The organism is Haloarcula sp. H-hyl2, assembly GCF_056934385.1.
In genome coordinates this window covers 209417-223933 of record NZ_JBRIIJ010000001.1, presented here as the reverse complement: position 1 = coordinate 223933, position 14517 = coordinate 209417, and the positions used below count along the sequence as shown (strand labels likewise).

Here is a 14517-nt window from a genome sequence, read left to right as displayed (position 1 = left end):
GGCCACAGTACACAGACAGAGGGAGGTATGGACCAGCCACGGGACTGGGTGAGCGCACGGGCGGCCATCCTCCTCCCGACAGTGGTGGCCATCTTCTCCTTCGCGACCGGCGTCGCCAGTATCAGCGACGTGCCCACGTTCGGGCCGCTGGCGGTGTATATCCCCCGGAGCATCCAGCGTACCGCTGGCTTCACCGGGGCGCTCACCGGCTTCACGCTGCTGGTCGGCGTCGTCGGCCTCCGTCGCCGGCTCCGGCTGGCGTGGTACGTGACAGTTATCCTGCTGCCGGTTTCGGCCGCCCAGGGACTCGTCCAGTCCTCGCCGGTCTCGGTACCGCTGGTCGTCCTCTCGCTGCTGTCGATTCCGACGATGCTGTTCAATCGCCGGCGGTTCGACCGGCCCATCGACCTCTCGACGGCACAGCTGGCAGCCGGCGCGGCACTGATCGGGGCGCAGGTGTACGGGACTGTCGGAACCTTCGCGCTCCGGGACGAGTTCAGCAACGTCTCGACGCTGACCGACGCGTTCTACTACACGCTGGTCACGGCGAGTACCGTCGGCTACGGCGACGTCACGCCGACGAGTGAGCAGGCGACGCTGTTCGCCATGTCGGTGGTCGTCCTCGGGACCGCGAGCTTCGCCATCGCGCTGGGGTCACTGCTGGGGCCCGCGATAGAGAAACGACTCTCGGAGGCACTCGGGAACATGACTGACGCACAACTGGAACTGTACCAGGACCACGTGCTGGTCCTGGGCTATGGCGACCTGACCGAACCGATACTCGAAGAACTCTCCGGCGCCGTGGAGTTCATCGTCGTCACGCCGGATTCGGAGACGGCAACGCAACTGCAACAGCGAGACATCGCTGTCCTCACGGCCGACCCGAGCGACGAGGAACCGCTCCAGCGGGCCGGCATCGAGGACGCGAAGGCGGTCGTCGCTGCGACGAACGACGACGCACAGGACGCGCTGGCACTGCTGACAGCCAACAACATGAATCCGGACGCAACACTGGTGGCCGCGGCGACGGACCGCGAGAACATCGAGAAGCTCCGTCGGGCCGGCGCGGACACCGTCATCAGCCCGGCCGTCATCGGGGGCCACCTCATCGTCCAGTCGGCGCTGGGCCGGGAAGGGATGGAGACTATCGCGGACAGTATCCTCGAAGTCGAGGAGAATGAGCCGGACATCTAGTTCCGGTCGACGATGGCGACGTCGGCATCGACGTCTTCCAGTCGCTCGAACGTCGGCGGCGAGATGAACCGCGAGGCGGCGCTGCGGTCCTGGCTGGCACCGATGACGACGAGGTCGTACTGTGAGCCCGTGTCGGCGAGGAACGACTGGACCTCCGACCGAGCGACCCGCGTCTCGAAGGTGCCGTCGAACGGTTCGACCAGATTCGCCAGCATCTCCTCGGCGCGCCGTCGGTCCGACCGGTCCCCGATACACGTCGCGACAGCCACCCGGCCGCTCCGACCCGCCAGTCGCGTCGCGAAGTCGACCATGTTGTGCGCGACGTCGCTGGCCCGCCGGACCGAGACCAGGACGTGCTTCCAGCGGGTCCGCTCGGTCCGCGAACGGTGGACCAGCACGTCGGTATCGCCGCCGAGCAACCGCCGGAGGTACGGCGTCAGCGCCCCGTGCTCGCTCTCGTAGGGTGCAGCGATCAGGTCGCAGTTGACCTCGTCGGCAGTATGCAGCGTCGTCGTCGCCGCGTCGCCGTCGCCGACCGCGACGACCACTTCGCAGGGGACGCCTGCGCGGGTCCTGATCCGACCGGCCTCGGTTTCGAGTGCGTCGACGCGTTCGGACAGGTCCTCGTCCAGCGGTGGTCCGTCCTCGGTGACATCAGGGTCGATGTCCGTCGCCCGGTCGTCCAGCAGGGCCCGCTCCGCGGCCGCGATGTCCTGGTTCGAGACGAGGTCCAACAGGACGACCTTCCCGGCGTCGTGGGCGGCCGCCAGCCGTGCCCCCAGCAGGGCCGTCCGGCCGGGTGTCTCACCGCGCATCGGGACGAGGACGTGGTCGTCGCCGTGGGTCGACTCGTAGAGGTACGTTGCCCGGCGGTCGTAGAACCGCTCGCGCCAGACGGTGAAGACGGCAGCGACGAGCGAACTCGCCAGGAAGATGCTGCCCAGGAAGGGAAGTTGCTGGGACGGCTGGAGCAACAGCGTCAGCAGCGCCGTGGCGTAGCCGGACGGCTCCTCGATGTTCAGCGGCCAGGTGAGCAGCCCGGTCAACAGCACAGCCAGTGCTGCTGCGATAGCGTTGACGCCGAACGTCCCCGGGGGAGTCACCAGGAACGCCTGGGAAACCCACAGGGCCGCGAGCCCGCAGGCGGCACCGAGTGTCAGACCAGCGATAAACCGACCCGGGCTGGAGTACTTGCCCGTCGGGTCGACGAAGAGCGTGTAGGTCCCCGAGGCCAGCGGCGGAAAGAGGAGGAACGTCAGTTCGGGGACGGCGTTGGCCAGCGCGGTCACCAGCCCGATGAGCAGGGGGACGACGACCAGCATCGAGAGGTGGACGAGGTGGTCGGTCGTCTCCATCCAGCGCCGGAACTCCCGCAGTTCACGCCGCTCGATGCGGTGGAGACGTCGCACGCCGGCGCGTAGACGCTCCCTGTACTCGTCGAGCATCGCTGTCTCACCCGTACGGCCTCGCCGGCGTAAAACCACCGCTCACGAGATGTGCGAACCGTCGCCCGCCCTACAGCGACGCAGCGGCCGTCAGGCCGAGTTCGATGGCCCGCTCGACGTTGTTCCGGGCCTTCTCGGGCAGTTCGTCGGCCTCGGTCTCGCCCTTCTGGGTCCCCTCGACGAGGTTCCCGTCGACGGTACAGATGGCACCGCCAGCCAGGCCCTTCCGGCGGGCCAGCGAGAAGACGGCCGCGGCCTCCATCTCGACGGCCAGCAGGCCCGCCTCCTCCCAGTCGGCGACGTACTCGTCGGTCTCCGCGTAGAACGCGTCGTCGCTGGCGATGGGGCCGACGTGGACGTCCTCGTCGTTGGCCTCGGCGGCGTCGACCAGCGCCGAGAGGACGTCGTAGTCCGGGACGGCCGGCACCGAGACGTCCTCGTAGCGCTTGCTGGTCCCCTCGTCCTTGGCGGCGCCCGTGGCGACGACCATGTCCCCGATCTCGATGTCGGACTGGAGCGCCCCCGTCGTCCCGACACGGATGAACGTCTCGACGCCGACAGCGGCCAGTTCCTCGACGGCGATGGCGGCCGACGGGCAGCCGATGCCGGTCGAACAGATCGTCAGGTCACGGCCCTCGTAGGTGGCGTTGACGACCTTGTACTCGCGGTTCTGGGCGACGGTCTCGCTGTCCTCGCAGTGGGACGCGATGCGGTCGACCCGGCCCGGGTCGCCGGGGATGAGCGCGACGTCGTTCAGGTCACCCGGTTCGACCAGCAGATGTGGCTGTTTCGCCATGGTCGCGCTTGTACCGGCCGGGGCGAAAAACCGTGGGGTTCGGCGGAACAGTCAGGTGGCCGGCGGTCGTCTCGGCGGTATGAGCGACGACCTCTCACTGTTCGACAGACGGATGCTCGGTCCGGGGATGTTCGCCCTCGTCGCCGGGTTCGGGCTCGCAGGCCTGGCCGTGCTCACGGCCCAGCGGACCAACGCGGGCGCCGGGCCACCCTGGATCGCCGGCGTCCCGTTCGGTGTGCTCGCGGCCATCGCACTGTACGCCGTGATGTACCGCAACCTCTCGCGCCGGGACGAGTGACCTGGTCAAAAGACGAGTTGCCTGACGATCACCGGAACGAGCAGTGCCAGCGTCACACCGTAGATGAACACCGACAGCACCCACTGGCGCACGATGGGCTCCGCGTCCTCTCTGAGACTGCCCCCGGCACGCGGCATCGCGATCCGCTCGAAGAATACGTAGAGGAACACCGTGAGCACTGTGACGCCGACGAGATGGGGCATCGCCGGTACACTGTTGATCGAGAGCGCCGTCGGTAACACCGCCGAGACAGCCAGAACGACGGCACCGTAGAGGAGTGGCGCGACCGTCCCGGTGACCTGGTGGACCACGATAGCGAGTGGCTGTCCCACCTCGTCGGGATCACATCGACGGAGCCCCGCCGCGGCGACGTAGGCCGGCAGATACCCCTGTGGCTGGACGTACATCGGGATGTTCAGCAGGGCCGCTGCCACGGCACCGGAGACGAGACACGCGAGGACCCACTGCCCGAGCGGGAGGGCGAGCATACCAACCGATGGAACAGGCAGCACAAAGGGCGTTGCGGACCGCGACGAGGGACTGCGACGGCGGCTCAGGGAGTGATGACCGCTCGGCCGTCGATCTCCCGGTTCTCGAGACTGACCGCGACGTCGTTGACGTCTTCGAGGTCGTACCGAGTCGTATGGAGGCTGACGTCGCCACGTTCGACGAGCGCGACCAATTCCTGGAGTTCGGCGTGCCGACCGACGATGTTGCCGCGGAAACTGAACTCCCCGTTGACCAGCGCCTGGGCCGGTTCGTGGATGTGACCGCCGTACCCGATGATGTGGTGGTCGCCGCCGGCGGCACAGAGGTCCGGCGCGAGCGCGGTCGTCTGGTCCGCACCGACGAAATCGAGGACCTGCGCGGCACCCACCCCGTCGCTGATGTCGTCGACCTCGCTGGCGACGTCTGCAGTTTCGGGATCGACGGTGTAGTGAGCACCCAGCTCGGTTGCGAGGTCCCGTGCTGACTGTTTGATGTCGACGGCGACGATGTCGGCGGCGCTCATCGCCGTGAGACACTGGAGCCCGATGTGGCCCAGACCACCGATACCGATGACGACCGCAGTGTCACCGGGATTGAGGCCGTCGACGGCCTTCTTCGCCGCGTGGTAGGCCGTTATCCCCGCGTCGGCGTGTGGTGCGATGTCGATCGGGTCGACGCCGTCGGGGAGCGGGATCACCGACCGTTCACTGGTCAGCAGTTCGTCGGCGAACCCCCCGTCGGTCGTCAATCCGTTGAACGACTGGTTCTCGCAGTACATCGTCTCGCCCTGCCGGCACGGCCGGCACGTGCCACAGGTCTGGACCGGGTGACAGATCACCTGATCGCCCTCGTCGACGATGTCGACTTCCTCGGCCGTCTCGACGACGGTCCCGGCGTTCTCGTGGCCCAGCGTCATGGGGAGCGGTTGCTCGACGTACTGCTCCCACATCCCCTCGATGATGTGATTGTCTGTCTGACACCAGCCGGCGCCCTCGACCTCGACGACGACGTCGCTACTCGTCGAGACCTGCGGTTCGTCGACCTCGTCGATCGAGAGCCCGTCCGCCATGTCGTGTGTGTACTCGTGGAGTCGTGCTGCGCGCATCGTGCCCACTGGGGACCGATCTATGATAAATATTCGTTACTTACGGGGCGAGAAACAGGAACAGGACGAGGTTGTTCGTCGCCGGCCCGAGTCCGACCGCGGCGATGAGCGAGAGGAGGAGCCCACCCTCCACGGGTTCGTCCTCCAGATACTGGTGCATCAGCAGGACGACGGCGACGGCGACGACGAGTTTGACCGCCACGAAGAGCCAGCCACGGCCCAGCACCGAGGCGGCCTCCAGACTGCCGGCGAACTCCATGATCGCTCGCGGGACCGGCGACCGCTCGCCGATCCCGAGGATATCGGTCCCGATGGCCGTCGAGATGCCGTCTAAGGTGTGTGCGAAGACGACGACCGGCGCGGCAAAGCGCGCCCGGACGACGACCGGTGTCCGCCAGAGCGCGACGATGAGGACGACGACGGCCGCGACGACGACGGACGCGACGATTGCCACTGTCGGCCAGAGCAGGAACAGCCGTCCTGCGTTCAGTGCCATCGTCACCGCGATCACCAGCAGGACCGTGAGAACGCCGGTCCCGATGAGCCCGAGGTTCCGCGTGACGGTCTCGTCGTGGCCGCTCCGGACGCCGAACAGCGACGCTGCGATCCAGGCCACGCCGAGGACGACGTAGGTCGTGAGATAGACTGCCGGTGTCCCGAACAGCGGCTGATAGACCGCGTCGTAGGCCTCGATCGGTGGCTGATTGAACGCGTGCAGAGCGCCGCCGACGGCCATCCACGGCGCCAGTGCTGCGACGGTCCGCTGGTCGACGGGCGGTTCCACCGCGTACAACAGCGCCGTCACCAGCAGGCCCCCCGAGACGAGCGCGATGAGATAGGGGACCGGCGGCAACCCGAACCCGGTCGGCAGTACCATACCCCAGGCGGGGACCCGGGCGCGGGAAAAGGTTCCGGCCCTGATCGCCGAGACGTTTACGTACCGGCCCGTCGTTGCCCGCCGTATGGACGACGTTCCCGACCGGATCGAACACACGGTCCTGGGACCGACGACGACCCCCGAGGACGTGCGGAGCTGCCTCGACGAGGCACTGCAGTACGGGATGCGAGCCTGCATCCCGCCCTGTTATCTCCCGCTGGCGACAGAGTACGCCAACGTCACGCTGGCGACGGTGATCGACTTCCCCCACGGCCAGGGCCACCCCGACGCCGCCTGTGCCGAAGCGCGACAGGCCTGGGACGACGGCGCCGAGGAACTGGACCTGGTCTGTAACGTCGGGCTCCTGAAAGCCGGCGAGGACGAGGCGGTCCGGGAGAAGATCGCGGAGGTCGTCGCCGCGGTCCCGATCCCTGTGAAGGTCATCGTCGAGGCGCCGCTACTGACCACGGACGAACTCCACCGCGTGGGTCAGCTGGCCGTCGATGCCGACGCAGCGTTCCTGAAGACGGCGACCGGCTTCTCCGAGGGAGGGGCGACGGTTCCCGACGTCGAACTGCTGAGCCAGTACCTCCCAGTCAAGGCCAGCGGCGGCGTCGGCTCCTGGGCCGAGGCGAAAGCGATGTTCGAGGCCGGCGCCGAGCGGATCGGCGCCTCCAGCGGGGACGTGATCGTCGGCGAGTGGCGCGAGCAGCACGACGACGCCGACCAGCGGGAGTGGTAGTCACACCACGCCGCGGTTCTCGACGACGATCCCGACGCCCGGCCTGACCGAGAAGCCGATGCTGTCGCCGACCTGCTGGCCCATCCCGGCGAACCGGCGGACGGAGATCTGTCGCCGGACGCTACTGCCGACGGTCGTCGTCTCCAGTTCCAACAGCACGTCAGCGATCGAGCGGAACGGCGCCAGCGCGCCGTCGGGGAGGTTCGTCGGGTCGACGGTGAGTACGAGCACGCGCCGGTTGCTGACCAGCCGCCGGAAGAAGGAGATGATCTCCAGGGCGGCCTGGCGTTGCTCGCCCTCGCGGACGAGCGCGTCGAAGGACTCGTCGTTGCGGAGGATGGCGTCGAAGGCGTCGATGACGATGGCGTCGGCGTTCCACATGTCCCGCGCGGTCATCAGCCGTTCGAGAAAGTTCAGCCGGTCACCCTCGTACCGGGGGGCAGTCTCGCCGAACAGGAAGAGGAGCCGTTCGTCCAGGAGGTGGTTCACGACATCGTAATCCAGCGAGTGCATCTGCGAGATGAACCCACTGACCGACAGTTCCGTCGAGAGGTAGGTGACCTGATGGCTCTCCTCACAGAGGCCGTAGGTAAACCGCTGTGCCAGCGCGCTCTTCCCGCCGCCGTACTCGCCGGTGACGAGGACGATACTGCGCTGGGGAAGGCCGCCACCGAGTTCCGCGGTCAGTCGATCGCGGTGGCCCAGTCCCAGCGCGAGCAGGTCCGGGGCGAGCGGCGACCGCGACGGCGGCGGCTGGATGGTTCCGGACGGGCTCATCGGTTGGTGTGTGCGATAGTGGGCGCTGTTCGACGGGGCATGACGTCTCCTCGTGGGGGTGCCACACACAAGAATCCCGGAGCCAGTTTGGCCCGACGACCCCCAATCGTCGTCCTTTTGCCCGCGCGGGAGAAGTGTACGACGACTGCAGATGGCCCGCTATCACATCGAGACGTACGGGTGCACCTCCAACAGAGGTGAAACCCAGCAGATCGAGCAGGCGCTCCGGGAGGGCGGCCACCACCCGGCAGACAGTCCCGAATCGGCGGACGTGGCGATCCTCAACACCTGCACCGTCCTGGAGAAGACCGAGCGCAACATGCTCGAACGGGCCAAGGAACTGGACGCCGAGACGCCGGCGGACCTCGTCGTCACCGGCTGTATGGCGCTGGCACAGGGCGAGGAATTCACCGATGCCGGCGTCGACGCCGAGATCCTCCACTGGGACGACGTGCCCCAGCACGTCCTCAACGGGGAGTGTCCGACGGTCACGCCCGACACCGAGACGGTCCTGAACGGCGTCGTCGGCATCCTGCCCATCGCCCGGGGCTGTATGAGCGACTGCTCGTACTGCATCACCAAGCAGGCAACCGGCCGCATCGACTCACCCTCGGTCGAGGAGAACGTCGCGAAGGCCCGCGCGCTGGTCCACGCCGGCGCGAAGGAACTGCGCATCACCGGCCAGGACACCGGCGTCTACGGCTGGGACACCAACCAGGGCGAGAGCCTGCTACCCGAGTTGCTCGACCGCATCTGTACCGAGATCGACGGCGAGTTCCGGGTTCGCGTGGGGATGGCGAACCCGAAAGGGCTGCACGGCGTGCGCGAGGAACTCGCAGCAGTGTTCGCCGAACACGACGAACTGTACAACTTCATCCACGCGCCGGTCCAGTCGGGCAGCGACGACGTGCTCGCGGACATGCGCCGCCAGCACGCCGTCGACGAGTACGTCGAGGTCGTCGAGGCCTTCGACGAGGCACTGGACTACTGGACGCTCTCGACGGACTTCATCGTCGGCTTCCCGACGGAGGACCCCGAGGACCACGAGCAGTCGATGGCGCTGCTCCGGGAGACCCGCCCGGAGAAGATCAACGTCACACGCTTCTCGAAGCGGCCCGGTACCGACGCCGCCGACATGAAGGGGCTGGGCGGCCAGACCAAGAAGGACCGCTCGAAGGCCATGACCGACCTGAAGATGGAGGTGACCGGCGGGGCCTACGAGGAGATGCTCGGCCGGGAGTCCTCGGTGTTGCTCGTCGAGGACGGTACCGACGAGTCGCTGGTCGGCTACGACGAGGCGTACCGACAGGTCGTCATCGCCGACGCCCAGGAACGCGGGCTTGAAGTGGGCGATGTCGTCGACGTCGAGATCACGAGCCACAACACCGTCTACGCGTTCGGCGAACCGCTCGAAACGCCGCTGGCGGCCGACTGACGAACGGCTACGGTCGGTATCAGCCGGCGTACAACTATGTGCGAACGGTCCGTAGTGCCACGTATGACCGAGGGACAACCGACCTACGAGTGTGGTCGCTGTGGGGAGGCGTTTCCGGGGACAGCGAACCACACGGAACTCGTCCGGCGGGACTTCGTGGACAGACCCCGGCCGACCCGGATCGACCGCCTGTGCCCGGACTGCTGGGAGGCCTACGTCGCCGAGTTCCTCGACCGGGACTTCGAGCAGGTGCTCGAACGGTACGACGCCGGCTGACGAGTGGTCATTCGAGGTCGGCCAGCCGCTCGACCTCGTCGTCGTCTTTCCACTCGCCCAGTTCCTTCGGGTCGACGTGGACGAACACGTCGTCGACCTCGGGGAGTTCCTTGACGGACTGGATGACGGCCGTCTCGATGTCGTGAGCCTCCCGGAGCGTCAGGTCGCCCTCGACCTCGATGTGGAGGCTGACGTCGATCTCCGGGCCGACGTAGTGGGCGATGACGTCGTGGGCCCCCTGGACCTGGGGATGGGCCAGTGCCCGCCTGAGTATCTCCTTGCGGAGCTCCTCGGGCGGTGCGGCACCGACCAGATACGCGACGTTGTCCCGGACCACCTCGACGCCGGTGTAGAGGATCCCCACGGCGACGACGAGCGCAGCCAGCGGGTCCGCAAGCGGGAACCCCAGCAGTGCGCCGGCGACACCGGCCAGTGCCGCCGCCGCGGTGAGGATGTCGTTGCGGTTGTCCTTCGCGGTCGCGACCAGCGCCGGGGAGTTCCGTTCCTCGCCGGCAGCCAGACAGTAGCGATAGAGAGCGTACTTCGCGACCGCTGAGAACACCAGAACGCCGACGGCAGCCGGGCCCTGTGTGACAGCGACATCGCCCGAGAGCAGCGCCGCGCCCGCCTGCCAGAAGACGACGCCGCCGGCGACGAAGATACCGGCCGCGACGAACAGCGAGACGAACGGTTCGATGCGCTCGTGGCCGTGTGGGTGCTCGAAGTCCGGGGGCTGGGTCGTCAGGTAGAGGCCGGCGACGATGACCAGCGAGTAGACGGTGTCGGCGGCGCTGTTGACGGCCTCGGACTGGACGGCGAGGCTGCCGGTGACCGCCCAGACGCCCCCCTTCAGCAGCACCAGCAGGAGGTTCACACCGAGCACGAGGAGGCCGACCCGCCGGAGCGTCGAGCGGCGTGACATCGGGCGATGGTAGACGGCCCCCCGTCAAAGCCGCTTCGCCCGCGCAATCACTCGACGGGGCGGGGGCGGGCGACGAACGTCTTCTCGATGGGTCGGAACGGGTCGTAGACCGATTGGTGGCAGTTGCAGTACACGAGATCCTCGGCACCGAAGTTCGCGCTCCCGGGAATCGTCTTGTAGCCGGGGTTGCAGCAGAGGTGGGTGCACTTGTTGATCCAGGCCATGAAGTCCTGGGCGGTCGCGGCCTCGAGGAAGGTCCTGACGGACTCCGAGAGGTCGGCGTACTCCCCCTCGCCGGCGATCATCTTCGGGAGTTCGGGGGTACGGAACACCTGTATCTGGATCGGTGTCGTCACGTCGCCCTGGGACCGCCAGTTGGCCATGGCAGGCTTCCCGAGGCCGGCGTTCCCGATACCGTTGCCCCACTCCTCGTAGTCCTCGAACTGCTCGACACGGAGTTTCGAGCCCTCTTCGAGTGCAGACTGCCACTGGTAGCGGCCGACCGACCGGAGGTACGGGTCACGGTCCGGGTCCGGCTGGAGTCCCTCGGTGACCTCCAGCCCGCAGTACTGGAACCACCGCTGGGAGTAGGTCATGCCGCCGAGTTCCTGCTCGGCCACCCGATAGGTTCGGTCACCTTTGGTCTTCTCGACGACCTCGGGCCAGACACCCTTCAGCGCGCCGTCCTCGATTTCGAGTGGAAGGAGTGGCATCGGCCGGCCTGCCGGCCCGTCGATGTTGTTGATGCCGACGTAGGTGGCGCCACCGCCACCGACACCGCTCTGGTCGGTCGTCGCGTCCACGGCAAACTGGCCGGCGGTCGTGACACTGGCCAGCGCGCCGGCACCGACCATCCCCTTGACGAAGCGGCGGCGGTCGGATTCGGGAGGATATTTGTCGGACTGCCCGTCGTTTGGAGGAGGTGTATCCGTCATCGGAGACCACAATCGTCTCTGCCGGTGCTGTCGACAAGAGGGGTGGGACCGCTTTCCAGAATCCGGAAATCGGTCGCGGGCTACGCGAAACGAACCGCGCTGTCGGGAGCGGGCATCTCGGCGTCGTCCTGTCCGGCGAAGGCCTCGTGGAGCCGGTCGTAGGTGTCCGCGACGGCCTCGACGATGACCTTCGTGTCGCTGACGACCGGCATGAAGTTCGTGTCGCCGTCCCAGCGCGGGACCACGTGCGTGTGCAGGTGGTCGTCGATGGAGCCTCCGGCCGCGGAGCCACCCAGGTTCAGCCCCGCGTTGAACGCGTCGGGACCGAGTGCGGTCTCCAGGGCGTCGAAGGTCCGCTGCTTGAGTCGCGCGTGGTCTAGCAGCGTCGCCTCGTCCAGGTCACCGTACTCGCCGGTATGGTCGTGCGGGATGACCATCACGTGGCCGGGGTTGTACGGGTAGTTGTTCAACAGGACGAACGACCGCTCGCTCCGTGCGACCACCCGGTTCTCCCGGTCGGCCCCATCGTCCCGGAACGCACAGAACACACAGTCGACGTCGGGGTCGTTCTCCTCGCGTTCGACCCACTCGATACGCCACGGCGCGAACACCTGGTCCATGCTCGGACAGTCGGGCAAGTGGGTCCTAAACGACTTCGACCGCGGCCACCTTTTGATATTTAAATATTTCGGCCGTTCAATCCCTCCATCCGCTCGAAACCGGCACAGAACGGTGTCTGAAAGCGCTGGTCCGGGTTCTGTTCGTTTCGTAGCTATCCGGCCGCCATCCGGCGATAAACGGTCTGAACGGAGCCGAACTGAACTGGGTTTTTATGCGGTCTGTCACCGTCTCCTCGACCACGATGGCAACGACACCCCACGACCCCGACATGGCCGAAGCCTGTGCGGACTGTGGTCGCGAGACGCCCCACGCTGTCAGCGTCGAGATCCTGACCGAGAGCGAGAAGCCCGAGAACGCCGCGTTCTCGCGAGAGCCCTACCGGGTCAGCGAGTGCCAGGTCTGCGGTGCGACGACGAAGATCCGGATGAACAACGCCTGAAAAGCCCTGCTTACCGTGACCGCGTGGTCACTTCACAGCCGTCCTCGGTGATGATGACGGTATGTTCCTTCTGGCTCACGTAGTAGCCGTCCTTCTCCTTGAGGACGGGGTAGCCGTGGACGATGTCCTGCTGTTTGAGCCGGCGGAGCGCCATCTCCGCCCGCGGCGAGTCGAGCCAGCGGGCGGCGAAGGGGAGCGTGCGGAACTCCTCCGTGATCTGGTCGAGCACCTGGCGGGCCTGCCGGTTCCGGACGTTACCCTCGCGTTCGAGCGCGAAGATCTCCTCGTCGGCGCCCTCCTGGACCTTCCCGCCGCCGTCGGTGGCGAACGGTTCGATAGCGACGACGTCGCCCGTCTCTAAGACCGCGCCCTGCTGGACCTCCCGGTTCGGGATGTTCGGGGCGGTGTGTTGCTCCCAGTGGCCCAGGCCGTGCCCGGTGAGGTTGACGACCGGATTGAAACCGTAGCCCTCGATGACGTCCTCGACGGCCGCACCGATCCGTCCGACGTCGACGCCGGGGCCGGCCACCTCCAGCGCGGCGTCCAGTGCCTCTGCGGAGGCCTCGGCCAGTTCGTCCTGCCCCGAGAGGTCGACCGTGACGGCGGTGTCGGCGAGCCAGCCGTCGACGTGGACGCCGATGTCGAGGTTCACCATCTCCTCACCGAACGTGGCGTCGTCGTCGCGCGAGGGGGTCGCGTGGGCGGCCTCCTCGTCGATGGAGATGTTGACCGGGAAGGCGGGTTCGCCGCCCAGCTCTCGGATCTTCTCCTCGGCCCACTCGGCGAGTTCGAGGTGACTGGCGCCGACCTCGACCCGCTCGGCTGCCTCGTCGCGTACCTGTGCCAGAATCTCGCCGGCCTCGCGGCACTTCTCGTACTGCTCGGCCTGGAGGTCAACGTCTGTCATGCCCCGTCGTAGTGGGCTGTGGGTGAAAGCATTTGCCGTTGTCGCTCAGGCGTCTGGCCTGGACCGCGAGAGGGCGCCGTAGCCCGAGAGGACCACGCCGGTGACGAGCGCGGCGACGACGAACACGAGCGCGAACACCACCCGGGGCGACGTGACGACGACGGGGCCACCGGCTACAGCGGCGTAGGCGGCGACGAGCGAGTCGCTGCCCAGGAGGACGCCACCACAGCCGAGGAGCGTCACGCCGCCGACTGCGACAGCGACGCGTCCCCAGGGAGCGCCTCTCCCGGCTGCGTCACGGCCGGCGACGAGGGCTGCGAGGAGGGAGAACGTCAACGCGAGAGCGACGAAAGCGAGGTTCACAGGCCGAAATTCGCCGCTATCACTGATAAACCTTCACTCCGGGCCAGCCCGTGCGGTCTGCATCGCCTGCGTGTTGAACTCCGCGCCGGCGTGGCCGGCCCGGTCCATGACGACGACCCCGGCACGGCCGTCGGTTTCGGCTTCGAAGGCGTCGATAGCCTCGCTGGCGGCCTGCTGTGGACCGTAGGTATCCAGCGCCGCGACCGCACGGCGGGCCAGGCCGAACCGAGCGATGGCCTCGCCCTCGCCGGTGGCGCTCGCGCCGCCACGCTCGTCGGCGTAGAACCCCGCGCCCAGCTGGGGCACGTCGCCGACCCGGCCCGCCAGGGCGTACCATCGCCCGGCCGTCGAGGTTGCCGTCGCCAGGTGATCGCCGTCGGCTGCCACCGCACCGACGGTGTCGTGCCCGCCAAAGCGGTCCCGGACCCACTGGAGATGGGCCTCGTCGAGGTCGCCGGGCGGGTCGGTCGCCTCCCAGCGGCGCCGCGTCTCGTCGGTCCAGAGGTCCGCGTCGGTCTCGATACCGCTGGCGGCCGCCAGGTCGACAGCAGGCTCGCCGGCGACGAGCAGGTGGGGTGTCTCCGTCGCGACAGTTCGTGCGACCTCGGCCGCATGGACGACGCCGGCCATCGAACACGCTGCGCCCGCAGTGCCGTCGTCGGTCATCACGCCCGCATCGGTCCGGATCTGCCCGTCGCTCTGGACGGCGCCACCGAGACCGGCGTTGAACGTCGGCGCCCGTTCGAGTGGACGGACTGCCGCGAGGACCGCGTCCAGCGGGGTCGTCGCCGTCAGCGCATCCTCGGCCGCCTCCCGCAACGTCTCGCGGCGCTCACTGGGCAGTTCGGGGGAACGTCCTGCGCCGCCATGCACGATGAGATGCATACAGCGAGGTC

The 14517-nt window shown here is 67.7% G+C and carries 18 protein-coding genes; 6 read left to right on the top strand and 12 right to left on the bottom strand.

Annotated features, from left to right (window positions below):
- Window positions 1-27 precede the first annotated feature (27 nt).
- On the top strand, window positions 28-1194 hold the full coding sequence (locus tag Hhyl2_RS01250) for an NAD-binding protein (RefSeq protein ID WP_483548893.1): 1167 nt from the start codon (window positions 28-30) through the stop codon (window positions 1192-1194).
- On the opposite strand, the gene Hhyl2_RS01245 is transcribed toward Hhyl2_RS01250, so the two are convergent.
- Both Hhyl2_RS01245 and Hhyl2_RS01240 read right to left on the bottom strand, forming a co-directional pair.
- Entirely contained in the window at window positions 1191-2639 is a 1449-nt protein-coding gene (locus Hhyl2_RS01245; RefSeq protein WP_483548892.1) for an HPP family protein, read from the bottom strand. The two genes, Hhyl2_RS01250 and Hhyl2_RS01245, sit on opposite strands and share 4 nt — an antisense overlap.
- A gap of 70 nt (window positions 2640-2709) precedes the next feature.
- Window positions 2710-3435 (bottom strand): guanosine phosphorylase, encoded by a 726-nt coding sequence (locus Hhyl2_RS01240; protein ID WP_483548891.1) that lies wholly within the window; start codon window positions 3433-3435, stop codon window positions 2710-2712.
- A gap of 79 nt (window positions 3436-3514) precedes the next feature.
- Here Hhyl2_RS01240 and Hhyl2_RS01235 point away from each other — a divergent pair, with 79 nt between their 5' ends.
- Window positions 3515-3733 carry a hypothetical protein gene (locus Hhyl2_RS01235; RefSeq protein ID WP_483548890.1) on the top strand — a complete coding sequence of 73 codons (219 nt, stop codon included), beginning with the start codon at window positions 3515-3517 and terminating at the stop codon, window positions 3731-3733.
- A 5-nt stretch (window positions 3734-3738) separates the two neighbouring features.
- Here Hhyl2_RS01235 and Hhyl2_RS01230 read toward each other — a convergent pair whose 3' ends face one another.
- From Hhyl2_RS01230 to Hhyl2_RS01220, 3 genes are all read right to left on the bottom strand, one after another.
- Window positions 3739-4221, bottom strand: coding sequence for a hypothetical protein (locus tag Hhyl2_RS01230; RefSeq protein WP_483548889.1), 483 nt, complete (start codon window positions 4219-4221; stop codon window positions 3739-3741).
- 65 nt (window positions 4222-4286) lie between these two features.
- The gene (locus tag Hhyl2_RS01225; protein ID WP_483548888.1) at window positions 4287-5327 is read right to left on the bottom strand and encodes an NAD(P)-dependent alcohol dehydrogenase; all 1041 of its coding nucleotides are present in this window, start codon (window positions 5325-5327) and stop codon (window positions 4287-4289) included.
- A 40-nt stretch (window positions 5328-5367) separates the two neighbouring features.
- The gene (locus Hhyl2_RS01220) at window positions 5368-6204 is read right to left on the bottom strand and encodes a DUF63 family protein (protein ID WP_483548887.1); all 837 of its coding nucleotides are present in this window, start codon (window positions 6202-6204) and stop codon (window positions 5368-5370) included.
- 85 nt (window positions 6205-6289) lie between these two features.
- Between Hhyl2_RS01220 and deoC the strand changes: the two genes are divergently transcribed.
- Window positions 6290-6946 (top strand): deoxyribose-phosphate aldolase, encoded by a 657-nt coding sequence (gene deoC, locus Hhyl2_RS01215; protein ID WP_483548886.1) that lies wholly within the window; start codon window positions 6290-6292, stop codon window positions 6944-6946.
- On the opposite strand, the gene arlH is transcribed toward deoC, so the two are convergent.
- Window positions 6947-7723 (bottom strand): archaellum protein ArlH, encoded by a 777-nt coding sequence (gene arlH / locus Hhyl2_RS01210; protein WP_483548885.1) that lies wholly within the window; start codon window positions 7721-7723, stop codon window positions 6947-6949.
- A gap of 151 nt (window positions 7724-7874) precedes the next feature.
- Here arlH and Hhyl2_RS01205 point away from each other — a divergent pair, with 151 nt between their 5' ends.
- Window positions 7875-9158: a tRNA (N(6)-L-threonylcarbamoyladenosine(37)-C(2))-methylthiotransferase gene (locus Hhyl2_RS01205; protein WP_483548884.1), complete on the top strand. Its 1284-nt coding sequence runs from the start codon at window positions 7875-7877 to the stop codon at window positions 9156-9158.
- 63 nt (window positions 9159-9221) lie between these two features.
- Entirely contained in the window at window positions 9222-9434 is a 213-nt protein-coding gene (locus Hhyl2_RS01200; RefSeq protein WP_483548883.1) for a hypothetical protein, read from the top strand.
- 7 nt (window positions 9435-9441) lie between these two features.
- On the opposite strand, the gene Hhyl2_RS01195 is transcribed toward Hhyl2_RS01200, so the two are convergent.
- The 3 genes from Hhyl2_RS01195 to Hhyl2_RS01185 form a co-directional block, all read right to left on the bottom strand.
- Entirely contained in the window at window positions 9442-10356 is a 915-nt protein-coding gene (locus Hhyl2_RS01195; RefSeq protein ID WP_483548882.1) for a cation diffusion facilitator family transporter, read from the bottom strand.
- Between the two features lie 47 nt (window positions 10357-10403).
- The gene (locus Hhyl2_RS01190; protein WP_483548881.1) at window positions 10404-11291 is read right to left on the bottom strand and encodes a Rieske (2Fe-2S) protein; all 888 of its coding nucleotides are present in this window, start codon (window positions 11289-11291) and stop codon (window positions 10404-10406) included.
- Between the two features lie 80 nt (window positions 11292-11371).
- A complete protein-coding gene (locus tag Hhyl2_RS01185) occupies window positions 11372-11911 on the bottom strand; it encodes an HIT family protein (protein WP_483548880.1) in 540 nt (179 codons plus the stop codon).
- A gap of 242 nt (window positions 11912-12153) precedes the next feature.
- Between Hhyl2_RS01185 and Hhyl2_RS01180 the strand changes: the two genes are divergently transcribed.
- Complete coding sequence (locus tag Hhyl2_RS01180; RefSeq protein WP_483548879.1) at window positions 12154-12351, top strand: DUF7835 family putative zinc beta-ribbon protein; 198 nt, start codon at window positions 12154-12156, stop codon at window positions 12349-12351.
- A gap of 10 nt (window positions 12352-12361) precedes the next feature.
- On the opposite strand, the gene map is transcribed toward Hhyl2_RS01180, so the two are convergent.
- The 3 genes from map to Hhyl2_RS01165 are packed head-to-tail and all read right to left on the bottom strand — an operon-like array spanning window position 12362 to window position 14506.
- Window positions 12362-13258, bottom strand: coding sequence for a type II methionyl aminopeptidase (map, locus tag Hhyl2_RS01175; protein ID WP_483548878.1), 897 nt, complete (start codon window positions 13256-13258; stop codon window positions 12362-12364).
- A 45-nt stretch (window positions 13259-13303) separates the two neighbouring features.
- Window positions 13304-13621, bottom strand: a complete 318-nt coding sequence (locus tag Hhyl2_RS01170) for a hypothetical protein (protein WP_483548877.1) — start codon at window positions 13619-13621, stop codon at window positions 13304-13306.
- A 33-nt stretch (window positions 13622-13654) separates the two neighbouring features.
- A complete protein-coding gene (locus Hhyl2_RS01165) occupies window positions 13655-14506 on the bottom strand; it encodes an isoaspartyl peptidase/L-asparaginase (RefSeq protein WP_483548876.1) in 852 nt (283 codons plus the stop codon).
- Window positions 14507-14517 lie beyond the last annotated feature (11 nt).

Bases quoted from the DNA above. Each gene is read 5' to 3' on its own strand.
- Hhyl2_RS01250 (WP_483548893.1), top strand. From the start codon at position 28: ATGGACCAGCCACGGGACTGGGTGAGCGCACGGGCGGCCATCCTCCTC.
- Hhyl2_RS01245 (WP_483548892.1), bottom strand. From the start codon at position 2,639: ATGCTCGACGAGTACAGGGAGCGTCTACGCGCCGGCGTGCGACGTCTC.
- Hhyl2_RS01240 (WP_483548891.1), bottom strand. From the start codon at position 3,435: ATGGCGAAACAGCCACATCTGCTGGTCGAACCGGGTGACCTGAACGAC.
- Hhyl2_RS01235 (WP_483548890.1), top strand. From the start codon at position 3,515: ATGAGCGACGACCTCTCACTGTTCGACAGACGGATGCTCGGTCCGGGG.
- Hhyl2_RS01230 (WP_483548889.1), bottom strand. From the start codon at position 4,221: ATGCTCGCCCTCCCGCTCGGGCAGTGGGTCCTCGCGTGTCTCGTCTCC.
- Hhyl2_RS01225 (WP_483548888.1), bottom strand. From the start codon at position 5,327: ATGCGCGCAGCACGACTCCACGAGTACACACACGACATGGCGGACGGG.
- Hhyl2_RS01220 (WP_483548887.1), bottom strand. From the start codon at position 6,204: ATGGTACTGCCGACCGGGTTCGGGTTGCCGCCGGTCCCCTATCTCATC.
- deoC (WP_483548886.1), top strand. From the start codon at position 6,290: ATGGACGACGTTCCCGACCGGATCGAACACACGGTCCTGGGACCGACG.
- arlH (WP_483548885.1), bottom strand. From the start codon at position 7,723: ATGAGCCCGTCCGGAACCATCCAGCCGCCGCCGTCGCGGTCGCCGCTC.
- Hhyl2_RS01205 (WP_483548884.1), top strand. From the start codon at position 7,875: ATGGCCCGCTATCACATCGAGACGTACGGGTGCACCTCCAACAGAGGT.
- Hhyl2_RS01200 (WP_483548883.1), top strand. From the start codon at position 9,222: ATGACCGAGGGACAACCGACCTACGAGTGTGGTCGCTGTGGGGAGGCG.
- Hhyl2_RS01195 (WP_483548882.1), bottom strand. From the start codon at position 10,356: ATGTCACGCCGCTCGACGCTCCGGCGGGTCGGCCTCCTCGTGCTCGGT.
- Hhyl2_RS01190 (WP_483548881.1), bottom strand. From the start codon at position 11,291: ATGACGGATACACCTCCTCCAAACGACGGGCAGTCCGACAAATATCCT.
- Hhyl2_RS01185 (WP_483548880.1), bottom strand. From the start codon at position 11,911: ATGGACCAGGTGTTCGCGCCGTGGCGTATCGAGTGGGTCGAACGCGAG.
- Hhyl2_RS01180 (WP_483548879.1), top strand. From the start codon at position 12,154: ATGGCAACGACACCCCACGACCCCGACATGGCCGAAGCCTGTGCGGAC.
- map (WP_483548878.1), bottom strand. From the start codon at position 13,258: ATGACAGACGTTGACCTCCAGGCCGAGCAGTACGAGAAGTGCCGCGAG.
- Hhyl2_RS01165 (WP_483548876.1), bottom strand. From the start codon at position 14,506: ATGCATCTCATCGTGCATGGCGGCGCAGGACGTTCCCCCGAACTGCCC.